We start from the raw sequence: 23,509 nt of genomic DNA, 5'->3' as shown, positions 1-23,509 counted from the left end.
TTTGTGAGGTGGGGCTTGGCGAAACCGTGCTCGATGAAATCGCGTGGTGGCGATCACGGGATCGGCCCTGTTAGCACGAAGCGGCGGTGGGGCGATAGGGCCTGGAGACGGCGGCCGTGACTTCTTCCGAACCGGCAATCCTGGCGATCGAGGCGGCGGGCGGCGCCTGTTCGACGGCGGTCTGGGCGGCGGGCGGCGTTGCGTCGCGGCGCTTCCAGATCATGTCCCGCGGCCAGTCCGAGCATCTGGTGCCGATGATTGCCGAGGTCATGGCCGATTGGGGCGGTGGCTTCGAGGCGTTGGATGCCCTGGCCGTCACCACCGGGCCCGGCGGCTTTACCGGCGTGCGCATCGGTTTGGCGACCGCCCGCGGCCTGGCGCTGGCGCGTCGCCTGCCGCTGATCGGCATCGCATCTTTCGAGGTCTCGGCGGCTGCGGCTACGGCGGAGGAACGGGCCGGGCGCACGGTCGCGGCCCTGATCGATTCAAAGCGGCAGGATGTCTTTCTCCAGCTCTTCGACGCTTCCCTCGTTCCCCTGGGCGACCCGCGCGAGGTTGCGCTGGACGATCTTGGCGGATCGCTGCCCGAGGGCCCGCTGCTGCTGACCGGCGATGCGGCCGATCGCGGGCTTCAGGTGCTTGAGCGGGCCGGGCGCGGAGACTGTCTGCGGGCGGCCGCTGCCGGTGCCGCCGACGCCGCCCTGCTGGCCGAACGTGCCGCCCTGCATCTCCGCCGGCGCGGCGCCGCGGCGACCGGCCCGGCGGCACCGCTTTATCTGCGCGAGCCGGATGTCACGCCGCCAAAGACCAGGGGTCCCAAACCCAACGGCGCCGGTCGAAAGCGCGCACCGTGACGGCGATCGAGATCCGCGCCGCCGCGCCCGGCGAGGTGTCGCTCCTGGCTGCGCTGCAGGCGGCCTGTTACGGCAACGAGAACGCGCCGTCTGAAGCATCTGCCGGCCCTGAAGCCGCGGCCGCCACCTATGTTGGCGAGGCCTGGCCCGCCCGATCCTGGGCCGAGGTGCTGGCGATGCCGGGCAGCTTCGCGCTGATCGCCGCTGCCGGTTCGGAGCCTGTCGGCTTTTTCCTGGGTCAGGTTGTGATCGACGCCAGCGAGGTGCTGGGCTTGGGTGTGCTGCCCCGCCACCGCCGCGCCGGTAGTGGCCGGCTGCTGCTCGAGGCCGGCATTGCTGCGGCGTTGGATCGCGGCGCGGGCGTGATTCAGCTTGAGGTCGCGGAAAACAACCGGGGCGCGTGGGCCTTCTATGAGAGCTTCGGGTTTGGCTTGGCCGGCCGCCGTAGCGGCTATTACCGTGTGGCCTCGGGACCGGCGGTGGATGCGCTGATTCTCAGGAAACGGATAGCCGCCGCTTGAGGTTCTGACGTGGATCTGGGATAGGATCCGGTGGCGGCGAATCCGGTAAATTGCAGTCCGTCTTGAGCCCGATTGGGCCTATTTCTGTAAGTTTTTCGCAAATTGATGTAATTCCTCCGACTTTCCAGCCAAAGAATAGTCAATGACAGAGCATCAAATACGAACTATTATTTTCGTATTGAATAGTTGTTGATTCTCTTACGGAGAATTTTTATATAGTCCACAGCAATGTGGAGGAGTTGAAGAGGTCAATGTCCGAGCAAGCGAAGCAAAGCGAACTGCTTTCCCTGACGACCAATATCGTCGCAGCACACGTTTCAAATAACTCGGTTGCGGTGGCCGACCTGCCGATGATCATTCGGGACGTGTTCGAGACGCTGTCGAACGTCGGGACGACTCGCGAGCGGGAGCCGGAGCGCCCTTCACCGGCGGTGCCGATCAAGAAATCGGTGACGCCGGACCACATCGTTTGCCTGGAAGACGGCAAGAAACTGAAGATGCTGAAACGGCACCTGAAGACCGCCTACGACATGTCGCCGGAAGACTACCGTGAGCGTTGGGGCTTGCCGGCGGACTATCCCATGGTGGCGCCGAACTATGCCAAGCAGCGCAGCAAGCTGGCCAAGCAAATCGGTCTGGGCACAAGGGCCCGGCGCAAGTAAGCGGGCCGCAACCGTCCGGCGAAAGCGCCCATTGAAATCCCTCGGGAAATCCCTCGGGAAATCCCTCGGGAAATCCCTCGGGAAAGCGCAGGCGATCAAGGCATCATCGGATTACTTTATTCTATGAACAGGGGCGTCGCCGTCGATTAGGCGGGCGGCGCTTCTTCAGTTATACTAGGCTATTGGCCCGGTGGGTTCAGTCCGGGCGTGGTGAAGATGGCGAAACGAGAGGTTGGGGAGTATGCCCGATCGCCTGGAGAAGCGGTGCATTGAAAAAGGTCTGAAAATGACCGAGCAGAGACGCGTGATCGCGCGCGTTCTCTCCGAGTCGACGGACCATCCTGATGTGGAAATGGTTTACCAGCGGGCGGTGGAGCGAGATTCGCGGATTTCCATCGCGACGGTTTACCGCACGGTCAAGCTCTTCGAAGAAGCCAGCATTCTGGAGCGGCACGACTTCGGCGACGGCCGGGCGCGCTACGAGGAGCGTCCGGAAGAGCATCATGATCATTTGATCGACGTGAAGACCGGCAAGGTGATCGAATTCACGAACGAGGAAATCGAGCGGCTTCAGACCGAGGTCGCCAAGACGTTGGGCTACCGCCTTGTCGACCATCGCCTGGAACTCTACGGCGTGCGCCTCTCGGCGGAGGAGAGCAAAGACGAAGGAAAGTCGTCAGGCGGGAAGTAGGGTGCCGGGACGCCGCGGAGGCTTGTCGGCTGGAGTTTTGGCCGGTATCGGTTGTTTGTTGTGAGACTATTCGGCTGCCGTTGGGTTTTTGACTCTATGGATATGACATGAGCCTTGCGGAGACCAACTCAGACCGGCCGGTCGATGTCGTCGGCGGCAACCTGCGGATCAGACTCGCCGAGGGTCGGGCGGAGGTGCGCGCCGCCCAGGCCCTGCGCTACAGAATCTTCTACGAACAGATGTCCGCCCGGCCGACCGAGGAAATGCGCGCCGCGCGCCGCGACTTCGATTCTTTCGACGACTACTGTGACCATCTGCTGGTGTTCGACGAGGAGCGCGGCGACGGACCGGAAGCGGTGGTCGGCACCTACCGGGTGATGCGCCGCGAGGGCGCGCGCCGCCGCGGCCAGTTCTATACCAGCGACGAATACGAGATCGACAGCATAGAGGCCTATCCCGGGGAGGTTCTGGAACTCGGCCGGTCCTGCGTCGATCCGACCTGCCGCACCGGCGCGGCGATGCAACTGCTCTGGCGCGGGATCGCGGAGTACGTCTTCTACTACGACATCTCCATCATGTTCGGCTGTGCCAGTCTTCCCGGTGTGAATCCAGACGAGCTGAAGCTGCCGCTTTCCTATCTCTATCATCATCATCTGGCGCCGCCGGCGCTGCGGGCCCGGGCGGTGGCCGACCGCTATGTGCCGATGGACCTGCTGCCGGTCGAGGAGGTGCAGATCCCTGCGGCCCGCCAGGCCCTGCCGCCGCTGATCAAGGGCTACTTGCGCTTGGGCGGTTTCGTCGGCGACGGCGCGGTGGTGGACCGGGAGTTCGGGACCACCGATGTCTGTATCGTCGTCAAGACGGACTGGGTGACCGAGAAATACCTGCGCCACTACAAGCGCGAGGACGCCGGTGGCGGCGCTTCCGGCAACGGTTCCGGCGCCCCGGAGGGCGCGTCTCGTGGTGTTTCCGGCGCCCCGGAGGGCGCATCGCGTAGTGGTTCGGGCGCTCCGGAGGGCGCATCTCGTGATGTTTCCGGCGCCCCGGAGGGCGCCCGGGGCTCGTCCTAGTCTATGGCGGCACCCAACTTCGGCTCGCCGATCACCGCCCTCGGCCGTCTGCTGGTTTACTTCAGCCTCACCGCCGTGCTGATGCCGGTTCAGTTTCTGGCTGTCGCGCTGCGCCTGCCCCTGCGCAAATCCCTGCCGCACTGGTATCATCGGCGCAGCTGCCGGATCCTGGGGATCAGAATCCAGATGCGCGGTGAGATCTCCGACCGGCATCCGACCCTCTTTGCCGCCAACCACGTTTCCTATCTCGATATCGAGGTGCTCGGCGCCCTGGCGCGGATTTCCTTCGTCGCCAAGGCGGAGGTCGCGACCTGGCCGTTCTTCTCCTGGCTGGCCCGGCTTCAGGAGACGGTTTTTGTCGAGCGCCGCGCCCAGCGGACCGCCGACCACCGGGACCAGATCACCCGGCGCCTGGAGGCCGGCGACGACCTCGTGCTCTTTGCCGAGGGGACATCGGGCGACGGCAACGGCATCCTGCCGTTCAAAAGCGCCCTCTTCTCGGTGGCCGAACAGCGCCCGGGTGGGGAGGCGCTGACCGTTCAGCCGGTCTCGATCAGCTACACAAGACTCGACGGCGTGCCTCTGGGCCGCTATCTAAGGCCGTTTTTCGCCTGGTACGGCGACATGGAACTTGGGCCCCACCTCTGGCACGCCCTGGGTCTTGGCTACGTCACGGTCGTCGTGGAATTTCACGAGGCGGTCACGATCGAGCGCTTTGGCTCGCGCAAGGCTTTGTGCGACCACTGTCATGCGGTGGTTTCCCGCGGCGTTGCCGAGGCGCTGTCAGGCCGGCGGCAACCCCAGGCGCTGCCCTCCGGAGCGGCTTCGGAGGCAGCCTCGGGAGCGGCCCCTGGAGCGGAGGTGGCGGGCTGAAGTCTCGGGCCGGGCCTGGGACCGGATCTGGGCATTTCCGGCGGGTTCTGTGGTATCTTTGGCTAGGGTTGCCTCCGGGCCGGTCGGGCGACCGGCTTCCGGGGCGCTTGGAGTGTTAGGAAAGCGGTGACTGAGAGCGGTAAAAAGCGCCTCTTTATAAAGACTTACGGCTGCCAGATGAATGTCTACGACTCATCGCGGATGGCCGATGTCCTGGCGCCCCTGGGCTATGAGGCGGTGGACGGCCCGCGCGGCGCCGATATGGTGATTCTGAACACCTGCCACATTCGCGAAAAAGCCTCCGAGAAGGTCTTTTCGGAACTGGGGCGGCTGCGCGCCTTCAAGCAGGAGCGCCAGGCCGAAGGCCGCGATATGGTGCTGGCGGTGGCCGGCTGCGTGGCTCAGGCCGAGGGCGAGGAAATTCTGCGCCGGGCGCCCCAGGTGGATCTGGTTTTCGGGCCGCAGACCTATCACCGCCTGCCGGAGATGGTGGCCCGTGCCGCCCGCTCTGCCGGCGGACACCTGGATATCGACTTTCCGGTGGAATCCAAATTCGACTTTCTGCCGGAGGAAACCACCGGAACCGCGGCGGCGGCCTTTCTCTCGGTTCAGGAGGGCTGCGACAAGTTCTGCAGCTTCTGTGTCGTCCCCTATACCCGGGGTGCCGAGTTCTCGCGCCCGGTGGCGGCCGTGCTGGCCGAAGCCCGGCGCCTGGTGGTGGCCGGCGTTCAGGAGATCACTCTGCTGGGCCAGAACGTGAATGCCTACCACGGCGAGGCCCCCGAGGGCGGCAAGGACGGCGGCACCTGGGGGCTCGGCCGTCTGCTCTATGCCCTGGCCGAGATCGAAGGCCTCACCCGCCTGCGCTACACCACCTCGCATCCGCGCGACATGGACGACGAACTGATCGCCGCCCACGGCGAACTGGCCACGCTGATGCCTTATCTGCATCTGCCGGTGCAGTCCGGTTCGGACAGGATCCTGGCGGCGATGAACCGCCAGCACACAGCCGAAGACTACCTGCGCATTATCGAGCGCCTGCGCCGGGCCTGTCCGGATATCGCCCTGTCATCGGATTTCATCGTCGGCTTCCCCGGCGAGAGCGATGCCGACCATGCCGCGACCCTGCGCCTGGTGACCGAGGTCGGCTACGCCCAGGCCTATTCCTTCAAATACAGCCCGCGGCCCGGCACCCCGGCTGCGGTCGAGGAACAGCAACTGCCCGAAACGGTGAAGACCGAACGGCTGGCCGGTTTGCAGCAGCTTCTCGGCGCCCAGGCGGCGGCCTTCAACGAAAGCTGTGTCGGGCGAACGCTGCCGGTGTTGTTTGAAAAGCCCGGCCGCCGTCCGGGCCAGTTGGCCGGGCGCAGCCCTTATATGCAGTCGGTGCATGTGGCCTTGCCGGAGGTGGCCCAGCAGCGCCTGATCGGCAAGCTGATGGCGGTGGAGATCGAGGCCGCCTTTCCCAACTCCCTGGCCGGACGGCTCTGCCTGGAGGCGGAGCGGCAACCCGCTGCGGCCGCCGCCTCATGCAGCGGCAGTGCGTCATCGAGCAGTGCGTCATCGAGCAGTGCGACAACCACAAGGATTTCAGCTTGAGCTCTGACAGTCTCAGCGGCACCACGACCGATCGCAAGGGTGAGCCGACTTTCCTGCAGTTCGACGACAACAGCCTCTTGCCGCTGCTCTATGGAGAGCATGATCAGAACCTGCTGCGCATCGAACAACAATTGGGTGTCAGCCTGGCGTCGCGGGGAAACCGCCTGGCGATTTTCGGGCCCGCCGACTCCGTGGCCGTCGCCAATGCGGCCCTGACCGCCCTCTATGAACGCTTGCGCAAAGGGCTGGAGGTCGGCGACGGCGAGGTCGACGCGGTCATTCGCATGGCGGTGCAGGCGCCGAGCCAGGAGAGTGAGCACCAGGCGGTGGCCGCGGTGCATTCCGACGAGCTGGCGATTGCCACGCGCAAACGCCGCCTGACGCCGCGCTCGCCGGGCCAGAAGGCCTATGTTCAGGCGCTGCGCAGCCACGAGATGGTGTTCGGGATCGGCCCTGCCGGCACCGGCAAAACCTATCTGGCGGCTGCCATGGCGGTCTCCATGCTGATGGAGGGCGCGGTCGAGCGCATTATTCTGTCGCGGCCTGCGGTGGAGGCCGGCGAGCGTCTCGGATTCCTGCCGGGCGATCTCAACGAAAAGGTCGATCCTTATTTGCGTCCGCTCTATGACGCGCTCTACGACATGCTGCCGGCCAACCAGGTCGCCAGCCGGCTGTCCAACGGCGAGATCGAGGTGGCCCCGCTCGCCTTCATGCGCGGCCGGACGCTGACCAATGCCTTCATCATTCTCGACGAGGCGCAGAATACGACGCCGGTTCAGATGAAGATGGCGCTGACCCGCCTCGGCGAGAACAGCCGCATGGTCATAACCGGCGACCTGTCGCAGATCGACCTGCCCAAGGGTGCGCCCTCGGGCCTGCGCGAAGCCTCCGGTATCCTGGCGGATATGGAGGGCGTGGCCTTCGTCCAGTTCACCGCCGCCGATGTGGTGCGCCATTCCCTGGTGACCCGCATCGTGCGTGCCTACGCAGCCTATGATGCCAGCAGGTCTGGAGAAGGGGATCTCTTCGGTCGGTAGTCCTGCCCCTTTGCCCGGCCTGTTGAAAGGCTTGGCGAGGGGTGGCTGCGGAGACCGTGGCTAAGATGAAAGATGCGCCTGGGATAAGCCGGTTGGAGATTGCCGTCTCGCTGCAAGACGCCGCCTGGACCGACCGCCTGGAAGATCTGGAAAATCTGGCCGGGAGATCAGTCGGTAGCGCCTTGGCCTATCTGCAATCGCGCAGCCTTGCCGAGCCGATGAAGGGCGTGGTGGAAATCAGCCTGCTGTTTGCCGACGATGCGACGGTGGCTGAAATGAACCAGGCCTATCGCGGCCGCAGCGGCCCGACCAACGTCTTGTCGTTCCCCAATATGGAAGCGCCCCACAACGTGGAAGTGCTTGGCGCCGCGGGCGGCCTGCCCGGCGATCCCGATGCCGGGCCGCCGCGGCTTTTGGGGGATATCGTCCTGGCGCGCGAGACGGTGCTGCGTGAAGCCGCGGAGCAGGAAAAACCGCTTCAGGACCACACCCTACACCTTCTGATCCACGGTCTTTTGCATCTCCTGGGCTATGATCACGAGAGCGATGCCGAGGCGGAGGAAATGGAAGCGTTGGAAGTAGCGGTTCTCGCGGATCTCGGGGTGCCGGATCCCTATCGCAGGCGTCCTGCCATGACGCCAGGCATGATTTCGGAGGAAAACTGAATCTTGGCCGAAACATCAAGCAACGGTCGAAGTCCCCGCGCCGGCGAGCCGCAAGGCGGCAGCCTATGGAAGCGACTGCGCGGCCTGTTGAGGTCGCGCCACAGCGAGGCGCAGCTTCGCGAGACTCTTGAAGAGATCATCGACGAGATCAAAGAGGTCGAGGGCGAGGAAGAGACCGCGGCGCCGATCAGCGGCGACGAGCGCGTCATGCTGTCGAACATCCTGCGGCTGCGGCACCTGACGACCTACGACGTGATGGTGCCGCGGGCCGATATCGTCGCCGTCGACCTGGACACGCCGATCGAGGCGTTGATCGATGTGATGAGCGAGGCCGGCCATTCACGGCTGCCGGTCTACCGCGAAACCCTCGATGAAGTCGTCGGCATCGTCCACATCAAGGATGTCCTGACCTACATGAAGGGCGAACGCACCTTCGATCTGGTCGACCTGGTGCGCCGCATTCTGGTGGTCGCCCCGTCGATGCGCGTGCTCGATCTGCTGCTCGAAATGCGGCTGTCGCGGGTTCACATGGCCCTGGTCGTCGACGAGTTCGGCGGTATCGACGGGCTGGTGACGATCGAGGACCTGGTCGAGGAAATCGTCGGCGAGATCGACGACGAACACGACGTCGCCGAAGGCCCGAAGCTGATCGACCGCGCCGACGGCAGCATTGCCGCCGATGCCCGCGCGACCATCGAGGAGTTTGAGGAAAAGGTCGGTCCCGTACTGTCCGATGAGGAACGCGATGAGGACATCGACACCCTCGGCGGACTGCTGATCTCCGTCGCCGGGCGCGTGCCGGGACGGGGTGAACTGGTCGTCCACGAGCATAGCGGGATGAGTTTCGAGGTGCTCGAAGCCGACCCGCGCCGTGTGAAACGGCTGCGCGTGCATAAACCGACGGGCCGTGCGAGCCCGAAAACGCCCGCTCCGGCGCAGAAATGACGGCTGAGACCGGTGGCGGCGAGAAGCGGAAACACCGGCCGGCCTGGCCGCAGCGGCTGGCCGGCCTGACCCTTTGGCGCCGTGTCGCCCTGGCCGCGGTCTGCGGTGGTCTCGCGGCGCTCGCCATGCCGCCGCTCTATCTGATCCCCCTTCTGATCCCGGCCTTCGTCGTGGCCTTCTGGCTGCTGCAGGCGGTGCGCCGGGCACGGCAGGCGGCACTGCTCGGCTGGGCCTTCGGCAGCGGCCATTTCGCCGTCGGTCTCTATTGGGTGGGCGAAGCCTTCCTGGTCGATGCCGAGCGTTTCGGCTGGGTGATGCCTTTTGCGGTGGGCGGTCTTGCCATGGGGCTGGCGTTGTTTCCGGCGCTGGCCTTCTGGATCACCGCCAAGAGCGGGCTTCGCGGACCGGCCGGCGTCCTGGGCCTGGCCACGGCCTGGCTGGTGGCGGAGGGGCTGCGGGCCTGGGTGCTCACCGGCTTTCCCTGGAACCTCATGGGCTCGGTCTGGGCTTTCTCACCTGAGACGCTGCAGCTTTCCGCGCTCGGCGGCGTCTGGTCGCTGAGCCTGATCACCGTCCTCGCCGCGACGGCCCCGGCTTTGCTCGCCGATCCCAAGCAGCGCTCGCGCGCCGGCTATGCCTTTGTCGCTGTCGCGCTGACCCTGCCGCTGCTGTCCTGGGGCTATGGCGCTTGGCGTTTGTCCACCGCGCCGGCGCTCGGCACGGCGGCGGTCGAGGAGGTGCGCCTGCGGCTGGTTCAGCCGAGTATCCCCCAGGCCCTGAAATGGCGCCGGGATCTGCGCGCCGAGCATCTGCGCAATCAGATGCGGATGACACTGGCGCCGGGTTTTGAAGACCGCACCCATATCATCTGGGCCGAGACGGCGATCCCCTATGTCCTTTCTCTCGAACCCATCCTGCAGCAGGAACTGGCCGCTATAGTCCCGCCGGGCGGGTATCTCATCGCCGGTGCGCCGCGGATGTTGCCGGAACAGCCCGACGGGCCGATCTGGAATTCGCTTTACGCCCTTGATTCAAACGGAGGGATCGCGGCGACCTTCGACAAGGCGCATCTGGTTCCCTTCGGTGAGTACACGCCGCTGCGCGAATGGTTCGGCTTTGCCAAGCTGACCGCCGGCAACCGGGACTTTTCGCCGGGGCCCGGTCTGCGCACCCTCGATCTGCCGGGCCTGCCGGCCTTCAGTCCGCTGATCTGCTACGAGGTGATTTTCCCCGGCCGCGTGAAGGATTCCGCAGGGCAGCCGCCGCGCTGGCTTCTGAATCTGACCAATGATGCCTGGTTTGGCGATTCTTCGGGCCCCTACCAACACTTTGCATCGGCACGTCTGCGCGCAATAGAGGAAGGACTTCCCCTTATTCGCGTTGCCAATAATGGAATTTCAGCAGTTATAGACTCTTATGGTCGAGTGATTGAACAAATTAATCTCAATGATCGAGGTATTATTGATGCAGAACTACCCGAAGCTGCTGAACACGAGACCCTTTATTCCAATGCGGGTAATTGGCTATATTTGGTAGAACTGATTGTGTGTACTTGTGTTATATTTGTGTTGCGACGTTTTGCTTGACCGACTAAGACAGAGGGCACTTGACGAATCAACCCTCTGTTGGCATACAGGTGTATGCCTATAGTCCTACGGTTCTGTTGTTTTCCTAAATAAGGTAAGATGCGAATGGCGCGACGCAGCGTGGCGCTGGGTGACCACCGGATAAGTGGACCTAATCCGGTAGATGTTCATGTCGGGGGCCGGGTCCGTTTGCGGAGAACGCTTCTGGGAATGAGCCAGGAGAAGCTCGGCGAGGCTATTGGCCTGACATTCCAGCAAGTACAGAAATACGAACGGGGCGCCAATCGCGTCGGGGCGAGCCGCCTCTTCGATCTGTCCCGCGTTCTGGACGTTCCGGTTGGCTTTTTCTTCGATGAGATGCCCAACGACGTGGCCGCCAGTTCGCCGGCGCAGCGACCGGGAGCCGCCGAGCCCTCGCCGGAACAGGAGCTTGACCCGCTGGTCAAGCGCGAGACCCTGGAACTGGTACGCGCCTACTACAAGATCCAGGACCCAAGCATTCGGAAACGTCTTTTCGAGATGACCAAGGCCTTGGCTGCGGCTGGTGGCAAAGACGCGGACAAGGTTGAAGACTAAGCGGCCGGACTCTCGGCTGGGGCACTTTCAAGACCCGATCTGATTCCCTGACGGCCCGCTGTCGCTGTCTGCCGTGGCGTGTTTTCTTGCATTTGCTCTTCAGCGTCGCTATTCCCAGCGATCTATTCCACAAAACAGACGCGAATCAGCGGGAGCCACGCGGTGCGTAACGGCAGCTATCTTTTCACCAGTGAGTCAGTTTCGGAAGGTCATCCCGACAAGGTTTGCGATCGAGTTTCCGATGCCATCGTCGACACCTTCCTTTCCCATGATCCCCTGTCCCGCGTCGCCGTCGAAACCCTGTCGACGACCAACCGCATCGTTCTGGCCGGCGAAGTGCGCGGCCCTTCGGAGGTCAATGGCGATCTGATCGAGCAGGTCGCCCGCCATGCGGTGAAGGAAATCGGCTACGAGCAGGATGGCTTTCACTGGGAAAAGATGGCGGTGGAAAACTACATCCATGAGCAGTCAGCCGATATCGCCCAGGGCGTCGATGCCGCCGGCAACAAGGACGAAGGGGCCGGCGACCAGGGCATCATGTTCGGTTATGCCTGCCGCGAAACCGAAGAACTGATGCCGGCGCCGATCTATCTGTCACACAACATTCTGCGCTCTCTGGCCGAAGCGCGGCACTCCGGCGCCGAGCCGGGCCTGCTGCCGGATGCCAAGAGCCAGGTCACGCTGGAATACGTCGACGGCAAGCCGACCCGGGCCACTTCCGTGGTGGTTTCGACCCAGCATGCCGGTGATCTGGACCAGGATCAGGTGCGTGAGATCGTGCGGCCCCACGTCGTGAACGTGCTGCCGGAAGGTTGGATGTGCGCCGAGGAAGATTTCTACGTGAATCCGACCGGGCGCTTTGTGATCGGCGGCCCGGACGGCGATGCCGGCCTCACCGGCCGCAAGATCATCGTCGACACCTACGGCGGCGCCGCGCCCCACGGCGGCGGTGCCTTCTCCGGCAAGGACCCGACCAAGGTCGACCGCTCGGCAGCCTACGCCGCGCGCTATCTGGCCAAGAACGTGGTGGCGGCTGAGCTGGCGGAGCGCTGCACCATCCAGCTTTCCTACGCCATCGGTGTCTCCAAGCCGCTCTCCGTCTATGTCGATGGTTACGGCACCGCCAAGGTGGAAGAAGCCAAGCTGGCAAAGGCGCTTCAGGACCTGATGGATCTCTCGCCCCGCGGGATTCGCGAGCACCTCAGCCTGTCGCGGCCGATCTACGCGCGCACCGCCGCTTACGGCCACTTCGGCCGGGCGCCCGATGCCGACGGCGGGTTCTCCTGGGAGAAGACCGATCTTGTCGAGCCGCTGCGCAGCGCCTTCGGCGCCTGACCGTCCGCGCCGTTTTCGCCTGAGATTTTCCCGGGGCTGAGCCGTGTCTGCGGGCAGACGCAACTTCTATGGCCGCCGTCAGGGCCGGCCGCTGCGCCCGGCCCGCCGCGCGGTGATGGAGGAGCGGCTGCCGGCCTTGCGGATCGATCTGCCGGCGGATGACAAGCCCCTTGTGCCCGCGGCACTCTTCGATCCGCTGCCGTCGCGCCTCTATCTGGAAATCGGCTTCGGCGGCGGCGAACACCTGGCCTGGCAGGCAGGGCCCCAGCCTGATCCCGGGCCTGATCCCGGGCCTGATCCCGGGCCTGATCCCGGGCCTGATCAGGGGCCCGATCTCGGAATCATCGGTGCGGAGTATTTCGTCACCGGTGTCGCCAGCCTGCTCGACCAGTTGCCGGAGGGCCCGGAGACCGCGCGCCTCAGGCTTTATGTCGGCGACGCCCGCGACCTTATGGCCTGTCTGCCGGATGCCCTCTTCGATAAGATTTTCATCCTCTTCCCCGACCCCTGGCCGAAGCGCCGGCACCACAAGCGGCGGCTGATCCAGCCGGCCACCGTGGCGACCCTGGTGCGGCTGCTCAAGGACGGCGGCGAACTGCGCTTTGCCACCGACGACCCGAGTTACCTGCCCTGGGCGCTGGAACACCTGACGGCCGAGCCGGCGCTGACCTGGCAGGTTGCGGGTCCGGCGGACTGGCGACAGCGGCCGGCGGACTGGCCGGCGACACGCTATGAGCGAAAAGCGCTGAAAGCCGGACGCAGCCCCGCCTTTCTGCGGTTTCGCCGGATCGACCGCGCCGCGGTGACCGAACCGGCCTAGAGCAGATCTGGGTTTGATGGAATCGCGTCAGCGATCCATCAAACCCGGTGAATCTGCTCTAACCATTTGATGGCGATCGGATTCACATGTTTTGGCGCAACCACGAAGTGGTTCCGTCAAAACATGATCCGATCTAGCGGCGTTACTCGACCTTGCGGCGGCGGGCTTTCGCGGGCGGGGTCCGGCCCCGGATTTGCCCTCTCCCGGTGGCGCTCAGGAATGGAGAAAGGCCTTGCGGGCTGCGGGATGCGGGCGTAAAGTCCGCTGCAGTCAAGTGACGGTGCCGGAGTAACAGGGATCGTCGGGCTACCGAGCGGTGGGCCTCTGGCCCGCCCTTTTTTATTCGAGCATCACCGTTACGGGAGGTTGGGCATTGTCCCAGGCCTTGGAACAGGCCTCTGCGGTGCTGGCCAAAACCAGCGAAGGCAAGGCAGCGGAAGTCGAAGCCCTGATCGCGCCCTCTTTGGCGGCGATGGGCTACGATATCGTCCGCGTTCAGCTTTCCGGCGGCGACCGACTCTGTCTGCAGATCATGGCCGAGCGGCAGGAAGACGGCGGTATGAACGTCGACAACTGTGCCGAGGTCAGCCGGGCCGCCGCGGCGATCCTGGATGTCGAAGACCCGATCGACCGGGCCTACACGCTGGAGGTGAGTTCGCCGGGGATCGACCGGCCGCTGACCCGCCTGGCGGACTTCGACCGCTTTGCCGGTTTCGACGGCAAGGTCGAGATGGCCGGCCCGATCGAGGGGCGGCGGCGGTTTTCCGGTCGCCTCTGCGGCACCCGGGGCGCGGCGATCGTGATGGATTGTGACGGCGACGAGGTGGCGCTGCCCTTTGCCGAGATGGTGAAGGCGAAGCTGCTGCTGACCGACGCCCTGATTGCCGCCAGCCAGCAGGCGGCGGACGGCGACTAGCTGCATAGGAAATTGCGGCAGAGAACTTGGCGGTGGGCAGACCCCTGGCGCCTGATACAGACAGACCGTTTTGGACGGACGATTTTAGACCTACGACGAGACTTCTTGGGATTGAGATAAGCGATGGATACCAGCGCTCTTGCACGAACCGAACTTCTCCAGGTGGCCGATGCTGTGGCCCGCGAGAAGTCGATCGAGCGTGATGAAGTTCTAGAGGCGATGGAGCAGGCCATCTCGAAGGCCGGGCGTGCGAAGTACGGCCACGAGCATGACATTCGCGCCGAGATCGACCGCAAGTCCGGCGAAGTCCGGCTGCGCCGCTATCGCGAGATCACCGACGAGGTGGAGAACGAATTCACCCAGATCCTCACCAAGGACGCCCAGGAGCGTCAGGACGGCGTCGGCCCCGGCGACTTCATCATCGAAGACCTGCCGCCGATCGATCTGGGGCGGATCGCCGCCCAGACCGCCAAGCAGGTGATCGTCCAGAAAGTCCGCGAGGCCGAGCGCAAGCGCCAGTACGACGAGTACCAGGGCCGGGTCGGCGAGGTGGTGAACGGTATCGTCAAGCGCAACGAGTTCGGCAATGTCACCGTCGACCTCGGCCGGGCCGAGGCCCTGATGCGCCGCGACGAAACGCTGCCGCGGGAATCCTTCCGCACCGGCGACCGGGTGCGCGGCTACATCTACGACGTTCGCGAGGAGCAGCGCGGCCCGCAGATTTTCGTTTCGCGCAGCCATCCGCAGTTCATGGCCAAGCTCTTCGCTCAGGAAGTGCCTGAAATCTATGATGGAATCATTGAGCTGAAGGCGGTCGCCCGCGACCCCGGCAGCCGCGCCAAGATCGCCGTGATTTCCTATGACTCCTCCATCGATCCGGTCGGTGCCTGCGTGGGCATGCGGGGCAGCCGGGTCCAGGCGGTGGTCAGCGAACTGCAGGGCGAGAAGATCGACATCATTCCCTGGTCCGAGGATACCGCGACCTTCGTGGTCAACGCCCTGGCGCCTGCCGAGGTCAGCAAGGTGGTGCTCGACGAGGATCAGGGCCGCATCGAGGTGGTGGTGCCCGACGACCAGCTTTCCCTGGCGATCGGACGGCGCGGGCAGAACGTGCGCCTGGCGTCGATCCTGACCGGCTGGGACATCGACATCATGACCGAGGAGACGGAATCGAAGCGCCGTCAGGACGAGTTCCGCGACCGCTCCCAGATGTTCATCGATGCGCTTGATGTCGACGACGTCATCGCCCATCTGTTGGTGGCCGAGGGCTTCATGTCCCTGGAGCAGGTCGCCTTCGTGCCGGTCGCAGAACTGGCGCAGATCGAAGGTTTCGACGAAGAAGTCGCCGAGGAGCTGCGCGCCCGCGCCCGCACCCATCTCGAAGAGATGGACCGGGTGAACGAGGAGCGCCGCCGCGAGCTGGGCGTCAGCGACGAACTGACCGAGATGGAGGGGATTTCCCCCACCCTGCTGGTGGCGCTGGGCGAACAGGGTGTTCAAAGCCTGGACGATCTTGCCGATCTTTCGGCTGACGAGCTGCGTTTCGTCTCCAGCGCTCTGCGCGGTGAGCACAGCCTGGAGGCCATGACCGGCCTGCCGGAGCAGGAGCTCGAGGAGATCCTCGGCGCCAGTGCCATGTCCCAGGACGAAGCCAACCGCATCATCATGGCGGCGCGGGCCCATTGGTTCGACGACGAGGAAACGCCGGCTGACGGCGACGAAGGCTCCGGTGAGGCTGCCGACGGCGAAGATGCCGGGGCCGGCCCATCGGAGAGCTAAACAAAGAGGGAATGTTGGCAGCAGCACAGGAACAGACTTCGGGAAGTCTTCGCGAGCCTTCGGTCAAGGCGCGCAGGCCGTCGCGAGCCGCCCGGATCGACGCCCGGATGGACGCTGGGGATGGCGCCCCGCAGGTGCCGCAGCGGCGCTGTCTGGCGAGCGGCCGGGTGTTGCCGAAGGAGATGCTGCTGCGTTTCGTTGTCGGTCCTGAAGGCCAGGTGGTGCCGGATTTCGCGGAACGCCTGCCCGGCAGGGGTTTGTGGTTGCTTGCGCGCCGCGATATGATGGAGAAGGCTTGCAAGAAGAATCTCTTTGCCAGGGCGGCAAAGGCAAAGGTTCGCTTGCCTTCCGATCTTGTTGAACAGGTCGAGCAGTTGGCGCTGCGGCGCTGCCTCGACCAACTGGGTCTGGCACGGCGCGCGGGCGCTGTCGTGGCTGGCTTCGAGAAGGTGAAGGCCGGGCTTAAGGCAGACCGGATCGGTCTGTTGCTGCAGGCTGACGATGCTGCGCCGGACGGCCGCGATAAGCTGCGCGCCGTCGCAAAGGCCGTGGGTCGGGAAACCGAGCTGCTGCAGTTTTGCAGCGGCGCGGTCTTGGGCACTGCTCTGGGACGGGATGCTGTCGTCCACGTCGGCGTGGTGCGCGGTCGTTTTGCGGCCGCTTTGAAACGGGATATTGGACGCCTCGCCGGTCTGCGGGGTGTTGAGGATCAAGGAAACGGGGCTGGGCGCCCGACCGAAGGTGAGCGCTAGAAGAGATGACGGAAAGCAAGGAAACCGAAGCCAAGCGGCCGTTGAAGCTGAACCGACCAGGTAAGCTGCAACTGAAGAAGACGGTCGAGACGGGCCAGGTGCGTCAAAGCTTCAGCCATGGCCGAAGCAAGGCGGTGACCGTTGAGGTGAAGCGCAGCCGAACTTTCGAGCGCGGCACCTCCGGGCGCATGAAAGAGGTCACGGAGGCGACTGCAGAGGCCGAAAAGGTGCTGGGCGAAACCGCACCGGCGGCGGCGCCGGTCGAGCAGAAGCCGGCCGAGGAAAAGGCGGTCAGCAAGCGGCAGCTCTCGGCGGAGGAGCGCGCCAGCCGCGCCCGCGCGCTGGAGGTCGCCAAGGAAGAAGAGGCCGGACGCCGCGAGCGCGAAGCCCAGGAGGCCGAGCGGCGCGCGATCGAGGCCAAGAAGGCGGCGGAAGAGAATGCCCGCCGCAAGGCCGAAGAAGAAGCGGCCCGCGCGAAGGCGGCCGAGGAAAAGGCCCGTGCCGAAGCCGAAGAGGCCCAAAAGGCGGCGGAGCCGACCCCTCAGCCCGAGGCGCAGGCGCCGATCCCCGCGGCTGTCCCGGCTGCGGACAAGCCCACCCCCAAAAGCAAGACCGATGCCCCGGCGCCGAAGCGCAGCAAGGCCCCGGCGGCCCCCAAGGCCACCCCGGGCCGGCGCGGCGATCAGCGGCGGCGTTCGGGCAAGCTGACCATCAGCCAGGCGCTGGACGGTCAGGAAGCGCGGCAGCGGTCCCTCGCCTCGGTCAAGCGCCAGCGCGAGAAGCAGATGCGGGCGACCCAGGGGCACCAGCCCCATCAGCCGCCGCAGAAGGTGATCCGCGAAGTGGTGGTGCCGGAGATCATCACCGTGCAGGAACTGGCCAACCGCATGGCCACGCGCGGGGCAGACGTGGTCAAGACGCTGATGAAGCTCGGCGTTATGGCGACCATCACCCAGTCGATCGATGCCGACACCGCCGAACTGGTGGTGGAGGAATTCGGCCACAAGATCAGACGTGTCTCGGCTTCCGACGTGGAGATCGGTATGCGCGGGGCCGACGACGACGAAAAGGATCTGAAGTCGCGCCCGCCGGTGGTGACGGTGATGGGTCATGTCGACCACGGCAAGACCTCGCTGCTCGATGCCCTGCGCCAGTCGGACGTGGTGGCCGGGGAAGCCGGCGGCATCACCCAGCACATCGGCGCCTATCAGGTGCGTCTGGCCTCTGACGCGCGCATCACCTTCATCGATACGCCGGGCCACGCCGCTTTCACCGAGATGCGCTCGCGCGGCGCCAATGTGACCGACATTGTCGTGCTGGTGGTGGCTGCCGACGACGGCATCAAGGAACAGACGGTGGAGGCGATCAATCACGCCAAGGCCGCCGAGGTGCCGATCATCGTCGCCATCAACAAGATGGACAAGCCCGGCGCCGATCCCTCGCGGGTCAAGCAGGAGCTGCTGCAGCACGAGCTGATCGTCGAAGACATGGGCGGCGACATCCTGGCCATCGAGGTTTCGGCGACGGAGAAGACCAACCTCGACAAGCTGGAAGAAGCCATCCTGCTGCAGTCCGAACTGCTGGAGCTGAAGGCCAATCCGGAACGCCCCGCCGAGGGCGTCATCGTCGAAGCCAAGCTGGAGCGCGGCCGCGGTTCGGTCGCCACCGTGCTGGTGCAGCGCGGTACCCTGCGGGTCGGCGACATCTTTGTCGCCGGCAGCGAGTGGGGCCGTGTGCGTGCCCTCACCAACGAGCGCGGCGAGCAGTTGAAGGAAGCCGGTCCGGCGACGCCGGTGGAGGTTCTCGGCCTCAACGGTACGCCTTTCGCCGGTGACGACTTCACGGTGATGGACAACGAAAGCCGGGCCCGCGAGATCGCCGAGTACCGCCAGCAGACCCGCCGGGAAACCGAGATCACGGTCAGCGGCCGCGGTACCCTGGAAGAGATGATGAGCCGTATCAAGGAGGGCGAGACCTCCGAGCTGCCGGTGGTCGTGAAGTCCGATGTGCACGGCTCCATGGAAGCCATCATCAACAGCCTGGAAAAGCTGGGCAACGACGAGGTCAAGGTCCGGGTATTGCACCGCGGTGTCGGCGGCATCAACGAGTCCGACGTGACCCTGGCCAATTCGACCGGCGCCATCATCATCGCCTTCAACGTCCGCGCCAATCCGCAGGCCCGCCAGATGGCGCGCCGCGACAACGTGGACATCCGCTACTACTCGATCATCTACAACGTGGTGGATGACGCCAAGGCCGCGCTGTCCGGCATGCTCGCGCCCAAGCAGCAGGAGAACTTCCTGGGCTACGCGCAGATCCGCCAGGTCTTCAGCAATTCCAAGGTCGGCAAAGTCGCCGGCTGCATGATTACCGAAGGCATGGTCAAGCGCGGGGCCAAGGTGCGGCTGCTGCGCGACAACGTGGTGATTCACGATGGCACCCTGAAAACCCTGCGCCGCTTCAAGGATGAGGTGAAGGAAGTCAAAGAAGGCTACGAGTGCGGTATGGCCTTCGAGAACTACACCGATATCCAGGTCGACGACCAGATCGAGTGCTACGAAATTCAAGAGATTGCCCGCGAACTCTAGGTTTCCGGTGGGGCCGGGCGGCTGAGACCGCCCGGCCCGCCCCCTGGTTCTAGAGTCGAGAACGGATCATGGGTTCACAGCGAAGCTCAGCAAAGGGCGCCAGATCGGGCGCCGCCAAAGCCCCCAGCCAGCGCCAGCTGCGCGTCGGCGAGGAACTGCGTCATGCGGTATCGCGCATTCTGCTGCGCGGCGACCTGCACGACCCGGACCTGGCAGGCGCCAGCGTTACCGTCACCGAGGTGCGGGTCAGCCCGGACCTGAAGAACGCAACGGCCTTTGTCGTGCCGCTGGGCGGCGACGGCAGCGGCGAGGTGCTGGCCGCCCTCAATCGTGCCGCCGCCTTTCTGCGCAGCCAGCTTGGGCGCGAGATTCACCTGCGTCATACCCCGCGTCTGTCGTTCCAGGCCGATCACAGCTTCGATGAAGCGGCCAAGATCAACGCCCTGCTGCATAATCCGCGGGTCCAGCGCGACGTGGAGGCGCCGCGCCAGGACGACAGTGCTCCGGACAGGGGCGCTTTGGACGACGGCTCTTTGCAAGACGGGCCCGCGATGAAACGGCCGGACGATGGCGCCTGACGCCGCCAAGGCCCAAAAGTCTGCTAAGGCGGCCCCAAAGTCCCCGAAGCTGAGGAGTGGCCCGCCGGTCAACGGCTGGCTGGTGATCGACAAGCCCCTGGGCATGACCTCGACCCAGGTGGTCGGGCGCGTAAGGCGGGTGCTGCAGCCCCGCAAGGTCGGCCACGGCGGCACCCTCGATCCCCTGGCCACCGGCCTGCTGCCCATCGCCATGGGCGAGGCCACCAAGACGGTTTCCTACGTGATGGATGGCCGCAAGTCCTACCGCTTCACCCTGCGCTGGGGCCAGGCGACCGAGACCGACGACAGCGAAGGCGCGGTGATCGGAGAGGCCGAGGGCCGGCCCGACGAGACCGCCATTCAGGCCGTGCTGCCCGGCTTCACCGGGGAAATCGAGCAGATCCCGCCGCTCTACTCGGCCATCAAGGTCGGCGGCAAGCGGGCCTACGATCTCGCCCGGGCCCAGGCGGATTTCGAGCTGAAGCCCCGCCGGGTCATGGTCCATGAAATCACCCTGCGGGCCATGCCGGACCGCGATCACGCGGTTTTCGACGTTCACTGCGGCAAGGGGACCTATATGCGCTCCCTGGCCCGGGATCTGGGGCGGGCCTGCGGTACCCTGGCCTACATCACCGACCTGCGCCGATTAACCGTAGGTCCGTTTACCGAGACCGACGCGATTTCGCTGGAATCTTTGGAATCCATGGGGCATAGTCCCGCCGCCTTGGAGCAGGTGCTCCCGGTTGAGACAGCGCTGGACGACATCCCGGCGCTGGAACTTTCCGAGACCGAGGCGAACCGCCTGCGCTGCGGGCAGGCCGTGTCCATGGTGGCGCGCGCCAACCGCGATCGCATCAGTGATCTCAGCAACGGGTCCATTGTATTTACCACGTCAGGCGGCAAGCCGGTGGCTTTGGCCCGTTATGAGGCAGGTGACGTTCACCCGGTCCGGGTTTTGAACCTTTAGAGTTATGGAGATAGACGATGTCGATCACTGCCGAGCGCAAGACTGCGCTGATCGAAGAGTATGGCACCCACGAGGGTGACACCGGGTCCCCGGAAGTACAGGTTGCAATCCTCACCGAGCGGATCGTGAACCTGACCGAACACCTCAAGACCCACAAAAAGGATTTCCACTCGCGCCGCGGCCTGCTCGTCATGGTCGGCCAGCGTCGGCGCCTGCTGGACTATGTGAAGGCTCAGGAGAAGTCCCGTTACGACGGTCTGATCCAGCGCCTTGGCCTGCGCCGCTAGGATCGGGCCGACAATGACCGCGTTTCGCGCCGACCTTTTCCTGCCGCGCCTTTCCCTCACCAGGGGCGGTTCGGCGGGAAGGCCCGGCGCAGGCGCGGACGAATGCGACTGATGACGAATAATGACATCGTGACAAAGCCGGCACGATGGTCTGTTGAGGGCCGGGCCGACGTAAGGGGCGTCTGGGGAGTTTTCTCCAGCGCGGGCGCCCCTTGCGCGGGTCCGGCGCTTTGCTATTTGGCAAAAAACCGACCGGCGAAGGGTTAGAAGGACCCAGAAAAACATGTTTGAAATTCACAAGCAGGAAATCGAGTGGGGCGGCCGCAAGCTGACCCTGGAAACCGGGCGCATCGCGCGCCAGGCCAACGGCGCCGTGCTGGCGACCTATGGCGACACGGTGGTGCTTTGCACCGCGGTCGGCGAGGCGGCCCCGCGCCCGGGCATGGATTTCTTCCCGCTCACCGTGAACTATCAGGAAAAGACCTTTGCCGCCGGTAAGATTCCCGGCGGTTTCTTCAAGCGCGAAGGACGGCCTTCCGAGAAGGAGACCCTGACCTCCCGCCTCATCGACCGGCCGATCCGCCCGCTTTTCGCCAAGGGCTACAAGAACGAGACCCAGGTGATCTGCACGGTGCTGAGCCACGACCTGGAGAACGATCCGGACATCGTCGCCATGGTCGGCGCCTCTGCCGCGCTCACCATCTCCGGCCTGCCCTTCCTCGGCCCCATCGGCGGCGCGCGCGTCGGCTACAAGGACGGCGAGTACGTCCTGAACCCCTTGATGGACGAGATGGAAGACGCCGCGCTGGACCTGGTGCTGGCCGGTACCCGCGACGGTGTGCTGATGGTCGAGTCCGAAGCCCACGAACTCTCCGAAGAGGTCATGCTGGGCGCGGTCAACTTCGGCCACGAGCAGATGCAGCCGGTCATCGACGGCATCATCGCCCTGGCCGAGCGCTGCGCCAAGGAGCCGCGCGAGGTTCCCCCGCCGGCGCCGGAGATCGAAGAAGTCAAAGGCAAGCTGGTTGCCGGCGGCATCATGGACAAGCTGGCCGAGGCCTATTCCGAGGTCGACAAGATGGCCCGCCAGACCAAGCTTGCGGCGGTCCGCGAAGGCGCGCTCGAATCGCTTAGCGACGAGGAGAAGGAATTCGCTTCCGGCCTGTTCAAGTCCCTGGAAAGCGATGTCGTCCGCGGCAACATCCTGAAAGGCACGAACCGTATCGACGGACGCACCACCACTGACATCCGGCCGATTCTGGCCGAGGTCGGCGTGCTGCCCCTGACCCACGGCTCGGCGCTCTTCACCCGCGGTGAAACCCAGGCCCTGGCGACGACGACCCTGGGCACCGGCCAGGACGAGCAGCTGATCGATTCCCTGGAAGGCAGCTACCGCGAACACTTCATGCTGCACTACAACTTCCCGCCCTATTCGGTGGGTGAGTGCAGTTTCCGCCTGGCGCCGGGCCGCCGCGAAATCGGCCACGGCAAGCTGGCCTGGCGTGCCCTGCGTCCGCTGCTGCCGAACAAGGAGGATTTCCCCTACACCATCCGCGTGGTGTCGGAGATCACCGAGTCCAACGGGTCGTCTTCGATGGCCACGGTCTGCGGTTCCTCGCTGTCGATGATGGATGCCGGTGTGCCGCTGCTGCGTCCGGTGGCCGGTATCGCCATGGGCCTGATCAAAGAGGGCGACGACTTCGCCGTGCTCTCCGACATCCTGGGCGACGAGGATCATCTCGGCGACATGGACTTCAAGGTGGCCGGTACCGAACAGGGCATCACCTCGCTGCAGATGGACATCAAGATCACCTCGATCACCAAGGAGATCATGGCCGTCGCCCTGAACCAGGCAAAGGACGGCCGCCTGCACATCCTGGGTGAGATGAACAAGGCCCTGACCTCGGCCCGCGAAGGTGTCTCCGAAAACGCCCCGCGCATCACCGTGATCACTGTGCCGAAGGACAAGATCCGCGACATCATCGGCACCGGCGGCAAGGTGATCCGCGAGATCACCGAGGAAACCGGCGCCAAGATCGACATCGAAGACGACGGCACGGTGAAAGTGGCCGCCGTCGATCAGGAGAAGGCCGAGGCCGCCCTCGACTGGATCCGCTCTATCGTGGCCGAGCCGGAAGTCGGCGTGATCTACGACGGCAAGGTCGTGAAGGTCGTCGACTTCGGCGCCTTCGTGAACTTTCTGGGACCGCGCGACGGTCTCGTGCACATCAGCGAGCTGGCACCCCAGCGCGTCAACACCGTCGGCGACGTGGTCAACGAGGGCGACGTCGTGAAGGTGAAGTGCATCGGCATGGATCGCGGCAAGGTGAAGCTTTCCATGAAGCGCGTGAACCAGGAGACCGGTGAGGACCTGGAGGCCGAGGCCAGCTAAGGCCTTTCGCCAAGAC

General features: G+C 64.9%; 22 protein-coding genes. All 22 read left to right on the top strand.

All coding sequences use genetic code 11. The features are described 5' to 3' along the window. The first annotated feature begins 116 nt into the window (after positions 1-116). Positions 117-854, top strand: a complete 738-nt coding sequence (gene tsaB, locus ACP146_RS23650) for a tRNA (adenosine(37)-N6)-threonylcarbamoyltransferase complex dimerization subunit type 1 TsaB (RefSeq protein WP_422369217.1) — start codon at positions 117-119, stop codon at positions 852-854. Beyond that, on the top strand, positions 851-1,375 hold the full coding sequence (locus ACP146_RS23645) for a GNAT family N-acetyltransferase (protein WP_422369216.1): 525 nt from the start codon (positions 851-853) through the stop codon (positions 1,373-1,375). The genes tsaB and ACP146_RS23645 overlap by 4 nt, the downstream gene beginning before the upstream one ends. A gap of 251 nt (positions 1,376-1,626) precedes the next feature. After that, a complete protein-coding gene (locus tag ACP146_RS23640) occupies positions 1,627-2,037 on the top strand; it encodes a MucR family transcriptional regulator (RefSeq protein WP_422369215.1) in 411 nt (136 codons plus the stop codon). A gap of 241 nt (positions 2,038-2,278) precedes the next feature. After that, on the top strand, positions 2,279-2,728 hold the full coding sequence (locus ACP146_RS23635; protein WP_422369214.1) for a Fur family transcriptional regulator: 450 nt from the start codon (positions 2,279-2,281) through the stop codon (positions 2,726-2,728). A gap of 107 nt (positions 2,729-2,835) precedes the next feature. Beyond that, the gene (locus tag ACP146_RS23630) at positions 2,836-3,798 is read left to right on the top strand and encodes a GNAT family N-acetyltransferase (RefSeq protein ID WP_422369213.1); all 963 of its coding nucleotides are present in this window, start codon (positions 2,836-2,838) and stop codon (positions 3,796-3,798) included. Positions 3,799-3,801: 3 nt separating this feature from the next. Further along, complete coding sequence (locus ACP146_RS23625) at positions 3,802-4,671, top strand: lysophospholipid acyltransferase family protein (RefSeq protein ID WP_422369212.1); 870 nt, start codon at positions 3,802-3,804, stop codon at positions 4,669-4,671. A 126-nt stretch (positions 4,672-4,797) separates the two neighbouring features. Beyond that, on the top strand, positions 4,798-6,270 hold the full coding sequence (gene miaB / locus ACP146_RS23620; RefSeq protein WP_422369211.1) for a tRNA (N6-isopentenyl adenosine(37)-C2)-methylthiotransferase MiaB: 1,473 nt from the start codon (positions 4,798-4,800) through the stop codon (positions 6,268-6,270). Continuing rightward, positions 6,267-7,307: a PhoH family protein gene (locus ACP146_RS23615; protein ID WP_422369210.1), complete on the top strand. Its 1,041-nt coding sequence runs from the start codon at positions 6,267-6,269 to the stop codon at positions 7,305-7,307. Before miaB ends, ACP146_RS23615 begins: the two co-directional genes overlap by 4 nt. A gap of 65 nt (positions 7,308-7,372) precedes the next feature. Continuing rightward, complete coding sequence (ybeY, locus tag ACP146_RS23610; protein WP_422369209.1) at positions 7,373-7,972, top strand: rRNA maturation RNase YbeY; 600 nt, start codon at positions 7,373-7,375, stop codon at positions 7,970-7,972. A gap of 75 nt (positions 7,973-8,047) precedes the next feature. Beyond that, positions 8,048-8,917, top strand: coding sequence for a hemolysin family protein (locus tag ACP146_RS23605; protein ID WP_422369691.1), 870 nt, complete (start codon positions 8,048-8,050; stop codon positions 8,915-8,917). Continuing rightward, positions 8,914-10,503, top strand: a complete 1,590-nt coding sequence (gene lnt / locus ACP146_RS23600) for an apolipoprotein N-acyltransferase (RefSeq protein ID WP_422369208.1) — start codon at positions 8,914-8,916, stop codon at positions 10,501-10,503. The genes ACP146_RS23605 and lnt overlap by 4 nt, the downstream gene beginning before the upstream one ends. 105 nt (positions 10,504-10,608) lie before the next feature. Further along, positions 10,609-11,079, top strand: coding sequence for a helix-turn-helix domain-containing protein (locus ACP146_RS23595; RefSeq protein WP_422369207.1), 471 nt, complete (start codon positions 10,609-10,611; stop codon positions 11,077-11,079). A 162-nt stretch (positions 11,080-11,241) separates the two neighbouring features. Continuing rightward, positions 11,242-12,414 carry a methionine adenosyltransferase gene (gene metK / locus ACP146_RS23590; protein WP_422369206.1) on the top strand — a complete coding sequence of 391 codons (1,173 nt, stop codon included), beginning with the start codon at positions 11,242-11,244 and terminating at the stop codon, positions 12,412-12,414. 115 nt (positions 12,415-12,529) lie between these two features. Continuing rightward, a complete protein-coding gene (gene trmB / locus ACP146_RS23585; protein WP_422369690.1) occupies positions 12,530-13,234 on the top strand; it encodes a tRNA (guanine(46)-N(7))-methyltransferase TrmB in 705 nt (234 codons plus the stop codon). A 373-nt stretch (positions 13,235-13,607) separates the two neighbouring features. Further along, positions 13,608-14,150, top strand: coding sequence for a ribosome maturation factor RimP (gene rimP / locus ACP146_RS23580; RefSeq protein WP_422369205.1), 543 nt, complete (start codon positions 13,608-13,610; stop codon positions 14,148-14,150). Positions 14,151-14,273: 123 nt separating this feature from the next. Then, positions 14,274-15,929 carry a transcription termination factor NusA gene (nusA, locus tag ACP146_RS23575; RefSeq protein ID WP_422369204.1) on the top strand — a complete coding sequence of 552 codons (1,656 nt, stop codon included), beginning with the start codon at positions 14,274-14,276 and terminating at the stop codon, positions 15,927-15,929. A 107-nt stretch (positions 15,930-16,036) separates the two neighbouring features. Then, entirely contained in the window at positions 16,037-16,681 is a 645-nt protein-coding gene (locus tag ACP146_RS23570) for an RNA-binding protein (protein WP_422369203.1), read from the top strand. Between the two features lie 5 nt (positions 16,682-16,686). After that, a complete protein-coding gene (gene infB / locus ACP146_RS23565) occupies positions 16,687-19,269 on the top strand; it encodes a translation initiation factor IF-2 (RefSeq protein ID WP_422369202.1) in 2,583 nt (860 codons plus the stop codon). A gap of 68 nt (positions 19,270-19,337) precedes the next feature. Beyond that, positions 19,338-19,847, top strand: coding sequence for a 30S ribosome-binding factor RbfA (gene rbfA, locus ACP146_RS23560; RefSeq protein ID WP_422369201.1), 510 nt, complete (start codon positions 19,338-19,340; stop codon positions 19,845-19,847). Next, positions 19,837-20,814, top strand: a complete 978-nt coding sequence (truB, locus tag ACP146_RS23555; protein ID WP_422369200.1) for a tRNA pseudouridine(55) synthase TruB — start codon at positions 19,837-19,839, stop codon at positions 20,812-20,814. The genes rbfA and truB overlap by 11 nt, the downstream gene beginning before the upstream one ends. Positions 20,815-20,831: 17 nt before the next feature. Further along, a complete protein-coding gene (rpsO, locus tag ACP146_RS23550; RefSeq protein ID WP_422369199.1) occupies positions 20,832-21,101 on the top strand; it encodes a 30S ribosomal protein S15 in 270 nt (89 codons plus the stop codon). Positions 21,102-21,384: 283 nt separating this feature from the next. Then, on the top strand, positions 21,385-23,493 hold the full coding sequence (pnp, locus tag ACP146_RS23545; RefSeq protein WP_422369198.1) for a polyribonucleotide nucleotidyltransferase: 2,109 nt from the start codon (positions 21,385-21,387) through the stop codon (positions 23,491-23,493). Positions 23,494-23,509: the final 16 nt, after the last annotated feature.

Source organism: Pelagibius sp., assembly GCF_965249265.1.
Lineage (GTDB): Bacteria > Pseudomonadota > Alphaproteobacteria > Kiloniellales > Kiloniellaceae > Pelagibius.
Note: the sequence above shows the minus strand (reverse complement) of the source record. Positions and strands in the feature narration are given on the sequence as shown.

Coding starts and splice junctions, on each gene's coding strand:
- ybeY (WP_422369209.1), top strand. CDS start 7,373: ATGAAAGATGCGCCTGGGATAAGCCGGTTGGAGATTGCCGTCTCGCTG.
- infB (WP_422369202.1), top strand. CDS start 16,687: ATGACGGAAAGCAAGGAAACCGAAGCCAAGCGGCCGTTGAAGCTGAAC.
- pnp (WP_422369198.1), top strand. CDS start 21,385: ATGTTTGAAATTCACAAGCAGGAAATCGAGTGGGGCGGCCGCAAGCTG.
- rbfA (WP_422369201.1), top strand. CDS start 19,338: ATGGGTTCACAGCGAAGCTCAGCAAAGGGCGCCAGATCGGGCGCCGCC.
- ACP146_RS23640 (WP_422369215.1), top strand. CDS start 1,627: ATGTCCGAGCAAGCGAAGCAAAGCGAACTGCTTTCCCTGACGACCAAT.
- ACP146_RS23635 (WP_422369214.1), top strand. CDS start 2,279: ATGCCCGATCGCCTGGAGAAGCGGTGCATTGAAAAAGGTCTGAAAATG.
- rpsO (WP_422369199.1), top strand. CDS start 20,832: ATGTCGATCACTGCCGAGCGCAAGACTGCGCTGATCGAAGAGTATGGC.
- lnt (WP_422369208.1), top strand. CDS start 8,914: ATGACGGCTGAGACCGGTGGCGGCGAGAAGCGGAAACACCGGCCGGCC.
- ACP146_RS23595 (WP_422369207.1), top strand. CDS start 10,609: ATGGCGCGACGCAGCGTGGCGCTGGGTGACCACCGGATAAGTGGACCT.
- ACP146_RS23625 (WP_422369212.1), top strand. CDS start 3,802: ATGGCGGCACCCAACTTCGGCTCGCCGATCACCGCCCTCGGCCGTCTG.
- nusA (WP_422369204.1), top strand. CDS start 14,274: ATGGATACCAGCGCTCTTGCACGAACCGAACTTCTCCAGGTGGCCGAT.
- ACP146_RS23570 (WP_422369203.1), top strand. CDS start 16,037: ATGGACGCTGGGGATGGCGCCCCGCAGGTGCCGCAGCGGCGCTGTCTG.
- ACP146_RS23630 (WP_422369213.1), top strand. CDS start 2,836: ATGAGCCTTGCGGAGACCAACTCAGACCGGCCGGTCGATGTCGTCGGC.
- truB (WP_422369200.1), top strand. CDS start 19,837: ATGGCGCCTGACGCCGCCAAGGCCCAAAAGTCTGCTAAGGCGGCCCCA.
- trmB (WP_422369690.1), top strand. CDS start 12,530: ATGGAGGAGCGGCTGCCGGCCTTGCGGATCGATCTGCCGGCGGATGAC.